A 19814-nucleotide genomic window follows, 5' to 3' on the forward strand; every position below is an offset into this window, starting at 1 on the left:
ACGGTTGCCCTGCGTTGCCGTGCATTGCTGGCATGGGTGCACAGGGTTACTTCGGCTGCAACGGATGCAGTCGGGAAAGGAATGCGTTGATGGGTTTGTTGGTAGATGGCGAATGGCGGGACCAGTGGTACGACACGTCCAAGACAGGCGGGGCGTTCAAACGCACAGAGGCCAAGTTCCGCAACTGGATCACAGCGGATGGCAGCCCCGGACCATCGGGCGAAGGCGGCTTTGAAGCCGAAGCTGACCGGTATCATCTGTATGTCAGCTATGCTTGCCCGTGGGCACATCGCACCTTGATCTTCCGGACCTTGAAGGGTTTGGAAGACTTGATTGGCGTCAGCGTCGTGCATCCTGACATGCTGCACGATGGCTGGAGCCTTGATCCGGACTATCCCGGCGCAACAGGTGATCAGCTGTACGGACTGGCCTTTGCACGAGATGTTTACCTGAAGGCAGAGCCGACCATGTCTGGCCGGGTGACGGTTCCTATCCTCTGGGACCGCAAGCGCGAAGCGATTGTTTCAAACGAAAGCTCCGAGATTATTCGGATGTTCAATTCGGCCTTTGACGGGTTGACCGGCAACCAAAATGACCTGTGGCCCGAGCATCTGCGCGAGGCGATTGAACCCGTGAACGCGCGGATCTACGACACGTTGAACAACGGTGTCTACAAGGCTGGTTTTGCCACGACCCAAACCGCCTATGATGCAGCGATTGTTCCGCTTTTTGACACGTTGGATTGGCTGGAAGACCGGCTCTCGCAGCAACGCTATTTGATGGGCGACATCATAACCGAAGCGGACTGGCGGCTGTTCACGACTCTGGTGCGGTTCGATGCTGTGTATCATGGTCACTTCAAGTGCAATCGCGCGCGGATTGTCGACTATCCCAATCTTTGGGGCTACTTGCGCGAGCTGTATCAATGGCCGGGAATCAAGGCGACTGTGAACATGGATCACATTCGGCGCCACTATCACTACAGCCATGAAAGCATCAATCCGCACAGGATTGTCTCCATTGGCCCCAATCTGGATTTTGAAGCCCCGCATGGGCGCGACGCGACAAGTGCCTGACCTTCAGGTACCCGCGTAGTGCTGCACCATAGCGGCCAGATCATCCGGGCGCGTATGGCTGGGCACAAAAGCGCAGGCATTGCTGCAATGGCGGAAGATCGATCCGTCTGAAAAAAAGCTGGTGTTGGTGACGAAAATCACCCGCGCCTCTGGTTGCCGATACTGCGCAAGATCGGCAACCGCCAGCGCCGCGTGGCCACGTCCGAGCATCAAATCAAGGATAATGACCTTGAAAGGTTTTTGTTCCAGATGGCGCCCCGCGTCCTCGACATTGGTGGCCACGGATACTGTGGATCCCATCCTTTCCAGATGGCCTTTCCAAACCTCGGCGAGCGCAGCTTGTTCCTCGACGATCAATACTGACACGAAGGTCTCCTTACACTCGTTGCACCACTTCGTCCGGTCAATCCTCCCCTATCCGGCCAATTCTAAACAAAGCCTTAACATTCTCGTAAGGATGGTGAACAAAAGTTGAACTTGAGCGAAGTTCGGCTGATCTGCCGACTTGTCCGATGCGGTTTCGCTGATAGGGTACACGAACGAGTGCGAAATGGGGTTTGCATGAAAAAGACAGCGTTTTTGGCCGCAACATTTCTGGCGGGTGCTTTGCAGGCACAGACCGTCCCTTGTGGCGGCGGATTTGGGGCCTTTGTGAATGACATGGCGCGCGAAGCAATCGCCAAAGGCCATGACAGTTCAACCGTTCAGCGCTTTTTCGCGGGTGTCCGGCAGGATCAATCCGTGCTCAAGGCTGATCGACGTCAGGGGATATTTCAGGACCCGTTCATCACGTTCTCTCGCAAGCTGATTTCGCAATCTCGCCTAGACAAGGGGCGACAACTGGCCCAGAGCCAATCTGCGATCTTTGACAGGATTCAGCGTGAATTTGGCATATCGCCCGGCGTCTTGTTGGCGTTTTGGGCGTTTGAAACCGACTACGGCGCGTTTCAGGGAAACTTCAATACGGCGAACGCTCTGGTCACTTTGGCACATGACTGCCGCCGGCCAGAAATTTTCAGACCTCAGGTATTTGCAGCTCTGACGCTCTATGAAAACGGAGCTTTTGATCCGGGTACGACCACAGGTGCTTGGGCCGGTGAGATCGGCATGGTCCAGATGCTGCCCAAGGACATCCTCGAAAACGGTGTTGACGGTGATGGCGACGGGCGTGTGACTCTCAAGACATCTTCGGCTGACGCTCTGTTGTCTGGCGCAAAGATGCTGTCTCACCTGGGTTGGCGACCGGGTGAGCCGTGGCTGCAAGAGGTTGTGCTTCCGGATGACTTGGATTGGTTTGACACTGGGCTTCACACGACGAAAACGGTCGCAGAGTGGGAAGCCTTGGGCGTCAAGGCACGCAGCGGCGTGCTTGATGATGCGCGTCTTCCTGCGTCCATTATCATTCCGCAAGGCCGCAATGGGCCAGCCTTCATCGCCTACCCGAACTTCAGCGTTTATTTCGAATGGAACAAGAGCTTTACCTACGTTCTGACCGCTGCTTATTTTGGCACCCGGCTAATGGGGGCGCCGGTTTACGATGCCGGGCAGCCAGACACAGGCCTGTCAGGCGATCAGATGAAGTCCTTGCAGCGTAAACTGGCGGACCGTGGCTATGACGTCGGAAAAATCGACGGCATTTTGGGTGCGGGCACGCGGGCTGCGGTAAGGTCGGTTCAGCGTGAACTGGGCCTGCCTGCAGATGCTTGGCCGACGCCTGACCTGCTGTCGCGCCTTTAAAGCGAGCGGTTAAGTCGCCCGCCCAAGGCGTGCCTGAGGCATGGCACGCCCCTTAAGGGATGATTTCGAATTTGTTCACATCCACCATGCCTCGGTCCGTAATTTTCAGGGCCGGAATGACGGGCAATGCCAGAAAGGCCAGTTGCAGGAACGGCTCTTCAAGGGTCACACCCAACGATTGCGCTGCGTCACGCAAATCGATCAGCCGGGCTTTGACAGTTTCGAACGGCTCCAACGACATCAAACCGGCCACAGGCAGGGCCAGTTCAGCCAGTATTTCACCCCTGTCGACAACAACAAAACCGCCTTCGATTGCGCCCAGCCGGTTGGCGGCTGTAGCCATGTCTTCGTAATTGGCGCCGACACAGGCAATGTTGTGGTGATCGTGGCAGACCGTCGAGGCAATCGCGCCAGAATGCAAACCGAAACCGCGCACAAACCCCGTAGCGATGTTGCCGTTTTTTCCATGCCGCTCGACAACGGCTATACGGATCAAATCGCGTGTAACGTCAGGGGCCTTGTCGCCATCCTGAATGCTGATGTCTTCGATCAGATGATCAGTCAGGATCTGTCCTTCGCGAATGCCGATAACGTCGGTTTTTTCACGGTTGGCGCGGGCTCGGAAATCCGACGCCTTGACGCGTGGTGCCTTGACTGAGTTGCGCGCAATTGGTTCGACTGAACCCCGCTTTGCAAAGGCGTCGTCATTTACCAAACGCCCCCCTGCGATCACCAACTGGGCGCGGCAGGATTCCAGCGAATCCAACGCGACGATATCAGCGCGCTTGCCAGGGGCGATCATGCCTCGATCCTTCAGGCCAAAGGCTTCGGCCGCTGACAGAGTGGCGGCACGGTAAACCGCAAGCGGCGGTGTGCCGAGACGGATCAATTCGCGGATCATGTAGTCCAGATGACCAGAGTCGGCGATATCCAAAGGGTTCCGATCGTCGGTGCAAAGGCACATGTAAGGGCTGGTCGTTACGTTCAACAGCGGCTGCAGGGCATGCAAGTCCTTCGAAACCGATCCTTCGCGTATGAGAACCCGCATACCTTTGCGCAGCTTTTCCAGCGCCTCGTCGGGGTTGGTGGCCTCATGCTCGGTGCGGATGCCGGCTGCGATATAGGCATTGAGGTCTTTGCCGCTGAGCAAAGGGCAATGCCCATCGATATGTTCGCCGTCGAACAGGCGCAGTTTAGCCATGGCGTCGGGGTCGCGATGGATAACGCCGGGGTAGTTCATGAATTCCGCCAGGCCCAACCCTGACGGATGCCCTTTGAGCGCTTTTAGGTCCTCGGCCAGCAGCTCGGCACCGGCGGTTTCCATATGCGTCGAGGGCACGCAGGACGACAGCTGTACCTTGATGTCCAACAAGGTGTGCTGGCTGGCATCCTGAAAATACTGAATGCCGGGCGCACCAACGACATTTGCGATTTCGTGGGGGTCGCAGATGGCCGTGGTCACCCCGCGGGGCGTGACGCAGCGATCAAATTCAAAGGGCGTGACCAACGAGCTTTCAATATGCAGATGGGTGTCGATAAAGCCCGGCGCCAGAACCATGCCCGAAACATCAATAACTTGTACGCCGTCGTAGGTGTCCAAGGTGCCGGTAATCGTATCTCCGGTGATGGCGATATCGCCATCCAGCAAAGCACCGGTCATGAGGTCCAGCAGCTTGCCGCCCTTCAGGACAATGTCGGCGGGTTTGTCACCACGACCCTGCGCGATTCTGGTCTCGGGATTGCTCATGCTTTCAACTCCGTTAGTCTGTCGAACATGCTAATCGCTGCCGCAGACAGATGGCAGCGCAAAGTTTTGTTGCATTTTACGCTGGAAAATGCGTTGATTGACTGAACAGTCAAAAATAGGGAGATGTAAAAGATGACCAGAATTTTCACCTCGGCCTTGGCGCTTGCTGCCATGACCGCGACTTCGGCTGCGGCCGATTGCGGAACTGTAACCTTCTCGGACGTGGGTTGGACCGATATCACAGCGACGACCGCAGCGACCACCGTGGTCTTGCAGGCACTGGGCTATGAGACTGATATCAAGGTTCTGTCCGTTCCGGTTACCTACACGTCAATGGCTGCCGGCGACATCGACATCTTCCTCGGAAACTGGATGCCGACAATGGAAGCCGACATCGCACCATACCGCGAAGCGGGTACGGTCGACACGGTTCGGGCGAACCTGGAAGGCGCTAAGTACACGCTGGCAACAAATGCCGCTGGCGCTGCAATGGGCATCAAGGATTTTGCTGACATCGCTGGCCAAGGCGATTCCCTCGACCAGACCATCTATGGCATTGAGCCGGGCAATGACGGCAACCGTCTGATCATGGATATGATCGCGGCCAATGCTTTTGGTCTCGAAGGTTTCGAGGTCAAGGAAAGCTCTGAGCAAGGTATGCTCGCTCAGGTTGGACGCGCGGACAAGCGGGACGAGCCGGTTGTCTTCCTTGCATGGGAACCGCATCCGATGAACGCAAACTACGATCTGACCTATCTGACGGGTGGCGACGACTACTTTGGCCCGAACCTTGGTGGCGCGACTGTCTACACCAACACACGCGCTGGCTATGCGGCCGAGTGCACAAATGTTGGCGCATTGCTGAACAACCTCGAGTTTTCGCTGGCGATGGAAAACGAGATCATGGGCGCCATTCTGGATGATGGCGAAGATCCGGCCGAGGCTGCGACGGCGTGGCTGGCGGCCAACATGGGCGTTCTGGACGGCTGGCTGGCCGGCGTGACCACCAAAGACGGTGGCGATGCCAAGGCCGCCGTGATGAGCGCGCTTCAGTAATACCGATAATCGGGCGCACCGCGATGGTGCGCCCTTTTTTATATGGGGCACAGCGCCAAGCTTGGCGGCTGGCCTTTTTCCGTACTTGTTTGAGCGGCTCTGATCGCCCCGGATTGATTTTCGGGCGGGCAGCGCTGCAAGATAGACAAAATCCCGGAATAACCGGAGGATGATCCGCTGCTTGATTGGCTGACAGACAACAAAATTCCTGTTGGGGACGCTGCTGAGGCCGTCTTTGACTGGTTGCAGGACAATGGCGCGTGGTTCTTTGATGCGCTGGCCATCGCCATGGAAGCGTTGATCGACGCGGTTCTTTGGGTTCTGCAGACCCCGCACCCCCTGATCGTCATTGCGGCTTTGACCGGGCTGACATGGTGGCTGCACCGCGGATGGAAAGTTCCGGCCTTTCTGGCGCTTGGATTTCTGTTCATCCTGAACCAGGGCTATTGGGAAGAAACCACCGAAAGCCTGACACTTGTACTGTCGGCGTGTGTTGTTTGCATGGGTGTTGGGGTTCCGATCGGGATTGCTGCGGCCCATCGTCCACGACTTTATGCATGGATGCGGCCGGTGCTCGACCTGATGCAGACCCTGCCGACTTTTGTCTACCTGATCCCGGCCATCGTGTTTTTCGGTATCGGTATGGTTCCGGGTTTGATCGCAACGGTGATCTTTGTTGTTCCCGCGCCAATTCGTCTAACCCATCTGGGTGTTTCATCGACACCAACCGCCCTGACTGAGGCGGCGGATGCCTTTGGCGCGACGCCCCGCGAAAAGCTGTGGAAGGTCGAGCTTCCCAGTGCCTTGCCTCAGATCATGGCGGGCTTGAATCAAACCATCATGTTGTCTTTGTCCATGGTCGTCATCGCGGCCCTTGTCGGCGCGGACGGCCTGGGCGTGCCGGTCGTACGTGCGTTGAACCGTGTGGATACTGGTTTGGGCTTTGAGGCGGGACTGATCATCGTGGTTGTTGCCATCATGCTCGACCGGGCGTTGAGGGTTGGGAAATGAGCGCAGTTGTATTTGACAATGTGTCGATCATGTTCGGCGATGCGCCGGGGCAGGCACTGCCGCTGGCAGATGCCGGGCAGGATCGGACCGAAATCCAAAAGGCCACCGGTCAGGTGCTGGGGGTCCACAATTGTTCTCTGACTGTCGAAGAGGGCGAAATCGTCGTTTTGATGGGGCTGTCTGGGTCGGGCAAAAGCACGCTTTTGCGGGCGGTCAATGGATTGAACCCGGTCGTGCGGGGCGGTGTTTCCGTCAACGCGGGCGACGAGATGGTCAACGTCACCGATTGCAGCGCGGCGCGTCTGCGCCAGATGCGCCAGACACGCATCGCCATGGTGTTCCAACAGTTCGGGCTCCTACCTTGGCGCACCGTGCAGGAAAACGTCCGCTTTCCTCTTGAGCTTGGGAACAGTGGTGCCGGGCGCGACGTGGATGCAGCTGCATCCAAGGCCATTGGGCTTGTTGGACTGGCCGGTTGGGAAGACCGCAAGGTTGGCGAGTTGTCAGGCGGCATGCAGCAGCGTGTCGGCTTGGCTCGGGCGTTTGTCACTGACGCGCCGATCCTGCTTATGGATGAGCCGTTCTCTGCGTTGGACCCATTGATCCGTACCCGTCTTCAGGATGAATTGCTCGATCTGCAACGTGATCTGAAACGGACCATTTTGTTCGTCAGTCATGATCTGGACGAAGCGTTCAAAATCGGCAATCGCATTGCGATCATGGAAGGCGGGCGGATCGTACAGATTGGCACGCCTCGCGAAATCTTCTCCAATCCGGCATCGGACTACGTGGCCGATTTCGTGGCGAACATGAACCCGCTTGGCGTTCTGACCGCGCGCGACGTGACAGAAGCGGGGCAGGGTGGTGCGGTCGTCGAAGCGGAAACACCGATCAAAGAGATCATCGACAAACTGGCAGACGGGCCACTGACGGTTGTGTCAGATGGCGAAACTCTGGGTCGGGTCAGCGCTGACAGTGTCGTGCGGCGGCTTGGTCAGCCAAATGGCTAGCGCGGCGGAGTTCAAAAGGTGCGAGACACCGGAAGACTTTGCCACACTCCGAGAGTTGTGCTGGGACTACCGGGACTTTTTGATTGGTTTGGGCGGCCCCAGTGCACGGGCCGTTTCTCATGCCTATCCCGAAGCAGGGTATGCCGCGTTGATGGACCGGTTGCCGGAAGAACACGCAGCGCCCGGAGGGGGAACACGATTGGCGTTGCTGAATGGTGAGGTCGTGGCCTGCGGAATGTTTCGCCCAATCGCGCCGCGTACCGCCGAAATCAAAAGAGTGTACGTCCGCGATTCAGCCCGCGGTCACGGTGTCGGTCGCGCCATGATGGAACGTCTGATTGAAGATTGCCAGAACGCGGGTCACCAACGCATTCTCATGGATACCGGCAAAATTCTGAAAGCAGCCGTCAGCCTGTACCTGTCTATGGGCTTTGCCCTTCGGGGCCCTTACAGCGACATCCCCGAGGATGTCGCCGAGCTCTTGGTTTTCTTTGAAAAAGAGATCTAGGCGCTGCGGCCGCCAATCAGGTTTTTGATGGCAGTGGCGTGTTCAGGCGTGGCCCCCAACACATCGCCAGACAGATCCCGCGCAGTTTCGATAATGTCCCCATCGGCAATCACGTCGATCAGCCCCCATTCGCTTGCTTGCTCGACCGGGATCTTTTGGCCGGCCATCAGGATCATTTTTGCGCGTGATGCGCCGCAGATCGCGGCAAGCCGGCCCGGATCCGACGGTTGGGGCAAAAAACCCAGTTTCATGACCGGGTAGAAAATCTTTGCGCCGGGAACGGAAAGGCGCAGATCGCAGGCCAGAAACATGCCCATTGCGCCGCCCGCAACGGTGCCATTCAATGCGCAAATTGTCATGGCATCCATTTTCGCGAGGGCCCCGGAAAGCCTTTCCCAGAGTGGTGAAACCGCCAACCCGGCTTTGGCTGCGTCCAGATCAGCCCCTGCAGAAAATACTTTGCCAACCCCGGTCAGAACCAGCACCCGCGCCTCGTTGGCAGGGTCTGCTGCGGCCTCGGCGATCTCAGCCAATTCCCGCAGCATGGCTTCTGTCAGTGAATTGGCCTTGTCCGGACGATTAAGCGTGACGGTCCAGAACCCGCCGTCCTTGTTCAATTCGATCATTTGATGCCAGCCTTTTCCCGGATTGCTTCGTCGCGCAGCGAAACTTCGGCGCCCTTGAAAGAATCTGCATCCGGGCCGCACATCCACAGCAGCGCCTGCGCCACCCATTCAGGCGGAATGTGATCGGACCAATCCAGCTGACTGACCGGATTGATCCCCGAAGCCTTGATTTCCTTTTGCATTTGGGTCGCAACCGTTCCGGGCGACAGTGAAAGCGCGCGAATACCCTGATCCGCGTATTCCTTGTCGGCCATCCGTGTCAGCATCAAAGCGGCGGCTTTGGAAGAACAGTAATGCGACCATGCTTCGACCGGGCCATGGGCTGCACCGGAGCCGATGGTCAGTATCGTACCGCCCCCGCTTTCCAACATACTCGGCAGCGCCGCACGCATTCCGTGGAAAACGCCTTTGAGATTGATGTCGATCACATCGCCCCAGGCGTCGGGGTCAGCATCCGCCAAATGGCTGATCGGCTCGACCACGCCTGCGTTGTTGATGAGAATATCAAGCCCGCCATGCGCGGAAATACAGTTCTGTACGGCCTGATCCATTTCCCAATAGCGGGCGATATCGCAAGGAATGGCAACCGCTGCTTTGCCAATTTCCCCGGCAAGATCGGCGATTGCATCTCCGCTGCGTGCAACCAGTGCAACCTTGCAACCCTGCGCGGCAAAAAGACGGGCCGCCGCGGCGCCAATTCCCCGGCTTGCTCCGGTAATGAGCGCAGTTTTTCCTGTCAAATCCATAAGATATCTCCTTGCCACCTTGTAAACTTGGTAAAGGCTACAAAGTATGGAATCCAGTCCCTTGACCCTGCGCTGAGAGCGCTCGACACTATGGGCATCAATTTTCAGCCTCGAGAAAGGTTCATCATGAAAAAGTTTACTGGTATTTCAGCGCTTGCGCTCGCCGCAATGACGCAACATGCCGCCGCCGACGTGACGCCGCAGCAGGTTTGGGACAATCTGTCTGAGTACGTCGAAGGTTTTGGCTATGACGTGCAGGCCCAGCCAGCGGCGTCGGGCGATGATCTGATCGTCAGCAACGTGACGATGTCCATGGCTTTGCCGGAAGGTGAAGGCAACTTCAGCTTTTCGATGGACCAGCTGACGCTGCGTGATCGTGGCGATGGTTCGGTTTCCGTAGGTTTCCCCGAAGTGATGCCAATCACGGTCGTGGTGAACGACGGTGAGCAGGTCGAGATCACCGTCGATTACACGCATGACGACCTTCAGGTGGTCGTATCCGGTGATCCGGACGCAATGAACTATGACTACACGGCTAACATGCTGGGTCTGGCCCTGTCGAAACTGATGGTCGACGGCGAAATGATCCCGGACAACATGGCCCGCATGAACATGACCATGGGGCCGATCGAAGGCCGTTCTGCATCGCGCACGGAAGACAGCCTGACGGTGATCGAACAGGTCATGGATCTGGGGGATGTAAACATCGACTTCGCCGCCAATGATCCCGATAGCGAAGAAGGTGGGAACTTTGCCGCCAAGATGGTTGGCGTTTCCTTTGAAGGCGACAGCATTCTTCCCGAAGGCTTTGATCTGAACGATATGGCGGCTGCCATTGCAGCTGGGTTTGCCGGTGGCGGAATCTTTTCGCACCAAGGATCCAGCCTCGAGTTTTTCGTGACCGAACGCTCTGGCAACACCAGTGGCAATTTCACCTCTGGCGCCGGTTCGCTTGAGGTGGATGTTTCTGACGAAGCGATCGTATACGCGGTGCAGAACTCGGATTTCACCATGGAAATGACAACGCCAGACGTGCCGTTTCCGATCAATGCGCAAATGGCTGAATCAGGTTTCAACATCGCAATTCCAATTCAGCCCGGCCAAGGCCCGCAAGAGGCCGCCCTTGGTCTCAAGCTGGTTGGCTTTGAAACAAGCAACATGATCTGGGGTATGCTGGACCCAGCCGCGATCCTTCCGCGCGACCCCGCAACGATTGTGGCAGATCTGACAGCTCAGGTCACACCGTTCCTGAACCTTATGGATCCGGCCGATATGGAAAAGCTGGAAAACGGCGAAGCCATGCCGGGCGAGCTGAATGCTCTGACCCTGAACGATCTGACGGTTGAAGCGGCCGGCAGTAAGCTGACAGGCAAGGGTGCATTCACTTTTGACAACACCGATCTGGAAAGCTTTGACGGTCTGCCCCGCCCAGAGGGCCAGCTGGACATCGCGGTTCAGGGTCACAACGGCCTGATCGACAAGTTGATCCAAATGGGTCTGCTGGCCGAGGAAGACGCCATGGGCGCGCGCATGATGCTGTCCATGTTCACCGTTCCGGGTGCGGAGGAAGACAGCGCAACCTCGACCATCGAAGTGAACGCCGAAGGCCATGTTCTTGCGAACGGCCAGCGCATCAAGTGACCTGCGCGTAAAACTATGAGAACATCAAAGGCCGGGACTTCCCGGCCTTTGTCTTTCGTTGCGCATGTTTGGCTTTGGTCGTCACCACGCCGCAGGATCTCCGAATCCGGAAGCCGGAAACAAACTCTGAAAAGCTTTTTTAGGAGTGTCCGCTTTCGGGACTTCGCTGCCATTGGATTTCTTAGCTCCAATGGCAGCTTACGTGAGTGGGTTTACTTGCGCGCGGCACCGACGAGCAGCGCAGCAGGCCGTTTGTCTGGCGACACGATAAACGTGCCATCTGTGGGTCTCGCTCCAAAGAAAATCATATCACCGCGCGTTGCGAGAATTTCGTACTCGACTGTTGGTGTATTGGGCTGAACACCCAAAACGAGGCAGCCGTCTTGCAAGATGTCGCGTTCTTGCCCAACGGTCCATTCGGCAGACAGACAAGCTCCATCGGGCGCGCTGTTCAAGAAGGCCGCAAAGTCTTCTACCAACGGTTTGATCCGAACGTAGTCATCAATCGTCAGGTCAGCCTCAACCGCGCCGTCAATGACGTCCGACGGGCCAACAATCTCGATACCACCGCCGAAATGGAGTTCCTGTAGGGCGAAACCACAGCCCGGGCCCGCGTAGGTCGTGAACACGGCATCAATGCGATCATCAGCGATCGTGATGTCGCGTGTTAGCCACCATTCGCCCATCGTCCCATCCTGATTTGGCTGTGGTCTCACCTCGCAAGCGATAGACGCAAATTGCCCATCTAGTCCCGCCTCGTTCGTTGATTGAGCAACCACCGGGCTGCCAAACTGTGCTGCAACAATAGCAGCGCTAAGCATCATAGCTTTGGATGTCATTGATACACTCCTCTTTTTCCTAGCAAGAGCGTAGCGGTTTGCCAGAAATACCGATATTCAGAAGGTTAGATGTGAAAAATTCGGAAAAACAGAATGCACGGTTACCTACGTCATCTGGCCAACTTCGCTCGCATCGTCGAAGCCGGCTCAATGAAATCTGCTTCAGACGACATCGGCATCTCACCTTCAGGATTGAGCGAGTCGGTGAAAATGCTTGAAAATCGGTTGGGGACGGCGTTGCTGATCCGTCATAAATTGGGCGTTACGCCAACCACGGAAGGCGAGCGTGTTTATGCGTCAGCGTCCGGAATCGTTGACCTCATGAATAGTGCGCTCGGCCCTGAAAACTCAGACGAACTGGACCAAGCATGTCGTGTGAGCGTTCCGACAGAAGTTGCAAACACGTGTTTCGGCGCAGTTGCTCAACACTTGATGGAAAAACACCCGTTGCTCACGCTGAAGATATTCGCTGAGGACGAATTCGTCGATCATAGCAGATTTGCGCGGGACTACTTTTTGCGGGTTGCGCCCAAATTCGCCACCGATCATGACCTGCGGACCATTTGGAAGGGTAAGGCACACGCAATTCTTGTTGCGAGTGCCGCTTTGGTCTCGGAAGAAGACGCGAATTCGGTTGAGCGGATTGCCGAGTTGACCGCAATTGTTAGTACAGAGCGAAAGCCCCCTTTTGGCTACCCGCTCACCAATCCGAAGGGACGCCTCAGCTTGGACAAAGCCATCAGCGCATCACACCCTTCAGTGCAACTCAGCCTTGCAAATCAAGGGTTGGGTGTGACGGGCTGCCTAGATATTTGTGCCGCCGGGTTCATGCGAGCAGGTGTTTTGCGTGAAGTTCTTTCTGATCGCTTTAGGGTCCCATTGGAGGTCAGATTAATGACACCGCACCGACGGAAAATGCGATCCGACTCAGCCCTGGCGGAAGCAATGGATTTTTTGAGTGCCTACCCATAGCTGCCGTTCGTGCGCAACGCAGCATTCAGCAAAATGGGCTCAAAGTGGACAAAGCGCTTCGGGTGACATTATCAGGGATAGGCCCCACATAGGGCAAAGGACTGTGGCTGGTCTTTGCTTGGTCTCGTGACTGGTTGAAAGGGCTCAGTTCCGCAGCGCTGGCAATCCGACGCCGGTGGATTCGAAGCCGCCATCGGCCGCCACGACCTGACCAGTGACATAAGATGCCCGGTCCGAGGCCAGAAAGCAGATGACTTCCGCGATTTCCCGTTCTGATCCGTAGCGGTTCAACGGAATTGCATCGTGATACGCGTCGATGATTTCCTGCGAATGCACGGCCATGGCCAGTTTTGTCCGCACCGGACCGGGGCAAACTGCATTGCACCGGATTCCGAATTCCCCCAGCTCGGCGGCGTGCTGTTTGGTCAGTTGGATAACCGCTGCCTTTGACGTGCCATAGGCAACCCGCAGGGTCGACGCACGCAGGCCCGAGATCGAAGCGATGTTCACAACAGCGCCTTTGGTTGCCTTCAGTTCGTCTGCGGCTTCTTGTGTGCACAGAAAAACGCCGTCGAGATTGGTCGCCATGACGCGGCGCCACATGTCAAACGTGCAGTCCTCATAGGGACCAAATTCAGCGACGCCTGCATTGTTTATCAGCGCATCGATCCGGCCTGCCCAGCCTTTGGTTTCTCGGACCATTGCGCCGACGTCTTGCGGGTTTGATACATCGCGATGGATGGCCAGTACGTTTTCACGCTGCCCGGCCGCGGTGGACAATTCGGATTCATCCCGGTCAACCATTGCCACCTGCCAACCCTGTTCGAGAAAAAGGTCCGTGGTGGCCAATCCGATGCCGCGTGCGGCCCCGGTTACGATTGCGCATTTTTGCGTCATGATCCGCTCCTGTCTTGTTTGGCAGCCAGTGTTGCCACGAAGAACGGTCAGATCAAAGCCTCTTGGCCATCACCGGATCAGCTATTGCGATCAGCCGCGCATCAGATCCGGCAGTTCGCCGGTCAAACCGGCGGCTTCGCGGATAAACGTGCGACGGAGTTCTGGGACGGCATTGACCGCCGCCATGCCAAAGTCGCGTGCGGCGCGCAGCAAGGGGTTGTCGTTCGAGAAAAGCCGATTGAACACATCCGTCGCGGCAGCGAGGCTTGCTGTATCGAACCGTCGCCACTGCTGATAGCGGGCCAAAACCTGCGGGCTGGCATAGTCTTCGCCGCGTCGGGCGGCATGGCTCATGACATGGGCCAGCGCGGCGACATCCCGCAGGCCTGCATTCAGCCCCTGTCCCGCGATAGGGTGCATCCCATGTGCAGCATCGCCAACCAGCGCGAGGCGTTCCCCGACAAAGCTGTTCGCCAGTGTCAGGTTCAAGGGGTAGGTATAGCGGGCGCCCGCCAGATCGATGTCGCCCAGAAAGTTTCCAAAGCGAGGGCGCAAGACCGCAAGGTAGTCCTCATCGCTCAGCGCATTGATGGATTTCGCGTTCTCTTCGGTCTCGGACCAGACGATCGAACTGCGGTTGCCGGGCAATGGGAGAATGGCCAAGGGTCCGGCAGGCATAAACAACTGGTGGGCCACGCCGCCATGTGGTTTTTCATGGTCGATGGCACAGACGAGGGCTGTCTGGCCATAGCCCCATCCGGTGCGCTGAATTCCGGCGCGCTGTGCGGTTCCACTTTGACGCCCATCTGCTCCGATCAGCAGTCGGGCTGTCAGAACCGAGCCATCCTGAAGCGTGACACTGGCCTGCGAGGCGTTGTTTGCCTGACTGACCACGCGGCTTTCCGGCTTGTGCGTGATCAGGTCATTGCTGTCCATTGCATCCAGAAGCACCGTTCGCAGATAGCGGTCCTCGATCATGTAGCCCATCGGGCCTTCTTCGATTTCGGCGCTGTTGAAATGCAGACCAAGAAAGACCTCGGCATCGCCAACACGTCCGTCCGAAACCTTGATCTCTTGCATCGGTTGCGTGTGGGCCTCGAGCTGTTCCCAAAGGCCCAGAGCGGCAAGCATACGTTTAGAGGCCAGCGCCAGCGCATAAGAGCGCCCGTCGAAATCGTTGCGCGTGCGGGTTTGGGTGGGCAGCGCATCGACCACAGTGCTGGAAATACCTGCCTGCGCTGCGGCCAATGCCAGTGCGGGTCCGTTCAGGCCACCGCCAACAATGAGAAGATCGCTGTTCATGCTTTGCAATATGGATACCCTGACGGGATTGTCCATGCGCCCGCCTGCCGCTACCGTCTATGTCGCAGCACAGGAGAACAGCATGACCACTTGGGGCGAAATGACAGCGGCGGATCTTGGACGGGGCATCGGCGCCGGAAAGATCGATCCAGTGGAATTGGCACAGTTTTTCCTGGATGCCATCGCCGCCAGTCCGGTTGCAGACCGCATATACGCCCGGCTGACACCTGAGCGCGCCCTGTCCGAGGCTGCGGCTGCTCGTGAAAGGGCGCATTCCGGCAGGCGCTTGTCACCTCTGGATGGCGTTCCGATCAGCTGGAAGGATCTGTTCGGCAGCGCCGGGGTTGCAACCGAAGCGGGTTCGGCGCTTTTGGCGGGACGTGTTCCCGAGAAAGACGCTGAGGTCTTGCGCGTTGCCACGGCCATGGGATTGGTCTGTCTGGGTAAAACGCACCTGTCGGAACTGGCGTTTTCCGGACTGGGCCTGAACCCGGTCACGGCAACGTCACCCTGCATCAATGATCCGGATGCGGTTGCAGGTGGATCGTCTTCGGGCGCGGCAGCCTCTGTGGCCTTTGGTCTGGCAGCGGCGGCGATCGGTTCAGACACTGGCGGGTCAGTCCGCATACCCTCGGTCTGGAACGATCTGGTTGGTTTGAAGACCACGTCAGGACGTGTGGATTGCACGGGGTCTGTTGCCTTGGCGGCCCGCTTTGACACGATTGGCCCTTTGTGCCGGACCGTTGAAGATGCCGCGCTTGTTCTTGCTGCGCTTGAAGGGCGACCGGCTCCGGATATGCGCGGCACGCATAGTCTCAAAGGGCGCCGTTTTGCAGTGATGCAAACGCTTGTGATGGATGACCTGCGGGATGCGCCAAAGGCCGCCTACGCCAGTGCGCTGAACAAGCTATCGGATGCGGGTGCCGAATTGGTTGACTTTGAATTCCCTGAAATCGAAGGCTCCATGGCGGATGCCGGTTTGCTTTACATGACCGAAGCTTGGGGCACTTGGCGCGACGCAATCGAAGCCAACCCAGAGGCTATGTTCCAGCCAATCCGGGAACGATTTGAAGGTGGCCGGGATTTCTCTGGGGCCGATTTCGTGGCAGGTTGGCAGCGGCTTGATCAGGTTCGTGCCCAATGGCTGGAGCGCACCTCAGGATTTGATGCCGTGCTGTGCCCGACTGCACCGATCCTTCCGCCCAATGTGGAACGGCTGATGACCGACAGCGATTACTACGTCACGGAAAATCTGCTGGCGCTGCGGAACACCCGCGTGGGGAATCTCATGGGTGTCTGTGCCGTGACGCTGCCAACCGGCGTGCCGAGTTGCGGGATATCCCTAATGGGTGCGCCGATGACCGAAGATCGTTTGCTGCGCATCGCTGCCGCCGCAGAGGCCGCTCTGGCGGTTTGATTTAGCCTAGCTGTGCTCTTCTTCTGCGGTTGCTGCCAAGGCCTTGTTGTAGGCTTTCAAGGCGTCCACGTGAAAGAGCGCGCCTTGCAAAACTGGCGCGTTTTCGTCGCCTTCCAATGAAACCACAGGCAGGAATGCCACGCCCGATCGGTCAAACATCGGCAGGGCGACCTCGAGCGTTGCGCTGGCTTGGACAAAGAGCCCCTGTTCGATCATCCGCAGGCAGGCTTCTTCGTCAGCTGCTGCGTCGTCTGTTGGTTTGCGCATCACACCCTGCACCCGGAACATGGCCAGCAAGTAAGCTTGGGGACCGGCTGCCAAATGCACATTGCGCCGCTCCAATTGGGTCAGGAAGAACGACCGGTCCACGAGCCGTGTCGAGAGCGCCGTGGACATCGAAACAGAAACCATAACGGCGAGGCCGGTTTGCCAGTCGCCGGTCAGTTCGAACACGATCAGCGTGGTCGAGATTGGCGCACCCAGAACGGCGGCCGAAACAGCGCCCATTCCGGCAAGCGCGTAGAGCGTGAAGGCCCCCGATTGTTCAGGAAACAGGCCCGTTGCGATCAGGCCAAAGGCCAACCCGGTCAAAGCACCAACCATCAGGGAGGGCGAAAAAATGCCTCCGCCCATGCGGCCAGCCATGGTGATTGCGACTGCCAGCACCTTGAGCATGGCAAAGATGATCGCCTCGTGCAGGACCAACGAGCCTGTCAGCGCACGTGATGTGGTTTCATAGCCGACGCCGATGATATGCGGGTAGAAAATAGCAATGCCACCCAGCAGAAGACCCGCGACAGCGGGGCGAAGCCAATGCGGCAATCCAAGGCGGTTTTGCAACGCAGTTTCGAGATCGTCGGCAAAAAAGACCGCCCGCATCATCAAGACGGCGATCAGCCCGCAGACGAGACCCAAAATGAAAAAGGCCGGAAGCTCGAGATAGAATTCGACAACACCGGTTCCGGGCAGGGTGAACTCTGTCACATCGCCATAGGTTAGTCGGTTGATGACAGTTCCGGCGGCGCTGGCCACGACGATGGGGGCAAATGCGTGCACGGCGAAATGGCGCAGGATGACCTCCAGCGCAAAAAGCGCGCCGGCAATGGGCGCGTTGAAACTGGCCGAGACCGCAGCGGCAACGGCGCAGCCCAGCAGATCGCGGCCTGTGATGCCATCCACGCGCAGAAAATTGGCAACCCAAGACGAAACCATGGCCGCGATGTGCACAACTGGCCCTTCCCGGCCGGTGGAACCGCCGGTCGACAATGTGATCCAGGAACAAAGCGCCGAGGCAATCCCCGCCTTCTTTTCAACCCGGCCATCGTTGAGCGCAGCGCCTTCGATCACGTCGGCGACCGAACGCACGCGGCCATCGGGTGTAAAATGATGCAGGATTATGCCGACCGCGATGCCGCCGATTGCCGGGATCAGCAAGACCCACATCCACGGCAAGGTTTCTGCAAAGCTGTGCAGCGTGGTCACGTCGTCGGTGCCGTAGAGCGTGGTTTGCAACTTGGCAATCGCCGCACGAAATCCGATGGCGGCAAATCCTGCAACGATTCCAACGATAAGGGCGATAAACCAGAATTGGATCTGCCCCGGGCCCTCGTGACGCAGCAAATCCCAGCCGCGCGCAACCTGTGCGCCGGTATTGCGTATCTGATCACGCAGCAGACTAAGCAAAGCCGGGTCCTCCAATCCGGGAACTATCGCTCGTCCCGACCGTTGTATAAGCTGCCCCGGGAAAACTCGTGAGGCATTGCAATGGCCAATGAACAGGCGCTCGAAACCCTGTCCCAACTCCTAGGCGAACGGCTCAGCCGTTCCAAGCCCGATCTCGATCAGCACGGGCGGTCCGAGACACATTTTCCGCCAATGCCACCCGAGGCGGTGGCTTATCCTGAAAATACCGCTCAGGTTGCTGAAATCATGCGCATTTGCGCGCAGGCGCGTTGCCCTGTGATTGGATGGGGCGCGGGGACGTCGCTCGAGGGACATGGTCTGGCCCTAAGGGGCGGGGTCGTTGTGGATTTTCGCGATCTGAACAAGGTTCTTTCGATCCGTTCAGCAGATATGGATGTCACGGTTCAGCCGGGCGTGACACGCGAAGCACTGAACGAAGAGTTACGCGCGACGGGGCTGATGTTCCCTGTCGATCCAGGTGCAAACGCATCGATTGGCGGGATGGCCATGACGCGCGCCTCTGGCACGACGGCGGTGCGCTACGGCACGATGCGCGACAACGTGATGGGTATGCAGGTCGTTCTGGCGGATGGCCGCGTTATTGAAACCGGTAGCCGTGCGCGCAAGTCTTCGGCTGGCTATGACCTGACGGCGCTGATGGTGGGCTCGGAAGGGACATTGGGTCTGGTGACCGAACTCACGTTGCGCTTGCACGGCATTCCCGAGGCCACCAGCGCCGGGATTTGTTCATTCCCGTCCATGGGCGCAGCCGTGGACACCGTGATCGAGACGATCCAGATGGGCATACCCATGGCCCGCATCGAATTCGTGGATGCCGCCAGCGCGCGCGCCTTCAATGACTATTCGGGCTCATCAATGAATGAAGCGCCTCACCTGATGGTGGAATTTCACGGATCGCCCGATGGTGTGGCAGAAGACGCCGTCCGGTTCGGTGACATTGTAGCGGATCACGGTGGATCGGAATTTCAATGGAGCGCCCGCGAGGAAGAACGGCGTGCGCTCTGGGCGATGCGGCACAACGGCTACTACGCGATCTTGGCGGCCCGCAAAGGCGCGCGGGCGCTGGTCACGGACATTTGTGTGCCGATTTCCAAACTGGCGCAGGCGGTCGAGGAAACCCAGGCCGACATTGAGGCCTCTGGTATTCCCGGGCCCATTCTTGGGCATGTGGGCGACGGCAACTTTCACGCCATCCTGCTGGTTGATCCTGAGCAACCCGCGGACCTTGAAACGGCCAAGGCGTTGTCCCACCGGATGGCAGAACGGGCGATCGCCTTGGGCGGAACCTGCACCGGCGAGCATGGCGTGGGAATGGGGAAACTGGCCTATATGCGTGCCGAACACGGCGATGGCTGGGATGTTATGGGCGCCGTGAAACGGGCCTTGGACCCGGACAACATCCTGAACCCCGGAAAACTGGTGCCGGGCAACTAAGCAGCTGTGGACAATTTTTTGGCGGGCCATAGGGGCGTTGATTCCGATCGCCAAGGCATGCGGCATTCGCGCCACATCCCCCCGAGATCAT

The 19814-nt window shown here is 58.0% G+C and carries 18 protein-coding genes; 10 read left to right on the forward strand and 8 right to left on the reverse strand.

Annotation, left to right across the window (positions count from 1 at the left end):
* Positions 1–89: 89 nt before the first annotated feature.
* Positions 90–1076: a glutathione S-transferase family protein gene (locus tag PFY00_RS10360; protein WP_271432483.1), complete on the forward strand. Its 987-nt coding sequence runs from the start codon at positions 90–92 to the stop codon at positions 1074–1076.
* 3 nt (positions 1077–1079) lie between these two features.
* Here PFY00_RS10360 and PFY00_RS10365 read toward each other — a convergent pair whose 3' ends face one another.
* Complete coding sequence (locus PFY00_RS10365; protein ID WP_271432484.1) at positions 1080–1442, reverse strand: response regulator; 363 nt, start codon at positions 1440–1442, stop codon at positions 1080–1082.
* A gap of 195 nt (positions 1443–1637) precedes the next feature.
* Between PFY00_RS10365 and PFY00_RS10370 the strand changes: the two genes are divergently transcribed.
* Positions 1638–2813, forward strand: coding sequence for a lytic murein transglycosylase (locus tag PFY00_RS10370; RefSeq protein ID WP_271432485.1), 1176 nt, complete (start codon positions 1638–1640; stop codon positions 2811–2813).
* A 52-nt stretch (positions 2814–2865) separates the two neighbouring features.
* Here the strand turns inward: PFY00_RS10370 and ade are convergent, their stop codons facing one another.
* On the reverse strand, positions 2866–4560 hold the full coding sequence (ade, locus tag PFY00_RS10375) for an adenine deaminase (protein ID WP_271432486.1): 1695 nt from the start codon (positions 4558–4560) through the stop codon (positions 2866–2868).
* A gap of 132 nt (positions 4561–4692) precedes the next feature.
* Here ade and choX point away from each other — a divergent pair, with 132 nt between their 5' ends.
* The 4 genes from choX (at position 4693) to PFY00_RS10395 (ending at position 8145) form a co-directional block, all read left to right on the forward strand.
* Positions 4693–5616: a choline ABC transporter substrate-binding protein gene (gene choX, locus PFY00_RS10380; RefSeq protein ID WP_271432487.1), complete on the forward strand. Its 924-nt coding sequence runs from the start codon at positions 4693–4695 to the stop codon at positions 5614–5616.
* A 177-nt stretch (positions 5617–5793) separates the two neighbouring features.
* Positions 5794–6627 carry a choline ABC transporter permease subunit gene (choW, locus tag PFY00_RS10385; RefSeq protein WP_271432942.1) on the forward strand — a complete coding sequence of 278 codons (834 nt, stop codon included), beginning with the start codon at positions 5794–5796 and terminating at the stop codon, positions 6625–6627.
* A complete protein-coding gene (gene choV, locus PFY00_RS10390) occupies positions 6624–7637 on the forward strand; it encodes a choline ABC transporter ATP-binding protein (RefSeq protein WP_271432488.1) in 1014 nt (337 codons plus the stop codon). Before choW ends, choV begins: the two co-directional genes overlap by 4 nt.
* Positions 7630–8145, forward strand: a complete 516-nt coding sequence (locus PFY00_RS10395) for a GNAT family N-acetyltransferase (protein WP_271432489.1) — start codon at positions 7630–7632, stop codon at positions 8143–8145. The genes choV and PFY00_RS10395 overlap by 8 nt, the downstream gene beginning before the upstream one ends.
* Here the strand turns inward: PFY00_RS10395 and PFY00_RS10400 are convergent.
* Both PFY00_RS10400 and PFY00_RS10405 read right to left on the reverse strand, forming a co-directional pair.
* On the reverse strand, positions 8142–8771 hold the full coding sequence (locus tag PFY00_RS10400) for an enoyl-CoA hydratase/isomerase family protein (protein ID WP_271432490.1): 630 nt from the start codon (positions 8769–8771) through the stop codon (positions 8142–8144). The genes PFY00_RS10395 and PFY00_RS10400 overlap by 4 nt on opposite strands.
* Positions 8768–9517 (reverse strand): SDR family oxidoreductase, encoded by a 750-nt coding sequence (locus PFY00_RS10405; protein WP_271432491.1) that lies wholly within the window; start codon positions 9515–9517, stop codon positions 8768–8770. Before PFY00_RS10405 ends, PFY00_RS10400 begins: the two co-directional genes overlap by 4 nt.
* Positions 9518–9643: 126 nt before the next feature.
* Between PFY00_RS10405 and PFY00_RS10410 the strand changes: the two genes are divergently transcribed.
* Complete coding sequence (locus PFY00_RS10410; protein WP_271432492.1) at positions 9644–11158, forward strand: DUF2125 domain-containing protein; 1515 nt, start codon at positions 9644–9646, stop codon at positions 11156–11158.
* 212 nt (positions 11159–11370) lie between these two features.
* Here PFY00_RS10410 and PFY00_RS10415 read toward each other — a convergent pair whose 3' ends face one another.
* Positions 11371–11997, reverse strand: a complete 627-nt coding sequence (locus PFY00_RS10415) for a hypothetical protein (protein ID WP_271432493.1) — start codon at positions 11995–11997, stop codon at positions 11371–11373.
* 93 nt (positions 11998–12090) lie between these two features.
* Between PFY00_RS10415 and PFY00_RS10420 the strand changes: the two genes are divergently transcribed.
* Entirely contained in the window at positions 12091–12969 is an 879-nt protein-coding gene (locus tag PFY00_RS10420) for a LysR family transcriptional regulator (protein ID WP_271432494.1), read from the forward strand.
* 144 nt (positions 12970–13113) lie between these two features.
* Here PFY00_RS10420 and PFY00_RS10425 read toward each other — a convergent pair whose 3' ends face one another.
* Together PFY00_RS10425 and PFY00_RS10430 are read right to left on the reverse strand one after the other, a co-directional pair.
* Positions 13114–13866, reverse strand: a complete 753-nt coding sequence (locus PFY00_RS10425) for an SDR family NAD(P)-dependent oxidoreductase (protein WP_271432495.1) — start codon at positions 13864–13866, stop codon at positions 13114–13116.
* Between the two features lie 90 nt (positions 13867–13956).
* Positions 13957–15204 (reverse strand): FAD-dependent monooxygenase, encoded by a 1248-nt coding sequence (locus PFY00_RS10430; RefSeq protein WP_271432496.1) that lies wholly within the window; start codon positions 15202–15204, stop codon positions 13957–13959.
* A gap of 46 nt (positions 15205–15250) precedes the next feature.
* Between PFY00_RS10430 and PFY00_RS10435 the strand changes: the two genes are divergently transcribed.
* Positions 15251–16585: an amidase gene (locus PFY00_RS10435; protein WP_271432497.1), complete on the forward strand. Its 1335-nt coding sequence runs from the start codon at positions 15251–15253 to the stop codon at positions 16583–16585.
* A gap of 6 nt (positions 16586–16591) precedes the next feature.
* On the opposite strand, the gene PFY00_RS10440 is transcribed toward PFY00_RS10435, so the two are convergent.
* A complete protein-coding gene (locus PFY00_RS10440; protein WP_271432943.1) occupies positions 16592–18259 on the reverse strand; it encodes a chloride channel protein in 1668 nt (555 codons plus the stop codon).
* A 90-nt stretch (positions 18260–18349) separates the two neighbouring features.
* On the opposite strand from PFY00_RS10440, the gene PFY00_RS10445 reads away from it, so the two are divergent.
* The gene (locus tag PFY00_RS10445) at positions 18350–19723 is read left to right on the forward strand and encodes an FAD-binding oxidoreductase (protein ID WP_271432498.1); all 1374 of its coding nucleotides are present in this window, start codon (positions 18350–18352) and stop codon (positions 19721–19723) included.
* The last annotated feature ends 91 nt before the right edge of the window (positions 19724–19814 follow it).

The organism is Thalassococcus lentus (assembly GCF_028023555.1).
In the GTDB taxonomy this organism is placed as follows: Bacteria; Pseudomonadota; Alphaproteobacteria; order Rhodobacterales; family Rhodobacteraceae; genus Thalassococcus_A; species Thalassococcus_A lentus.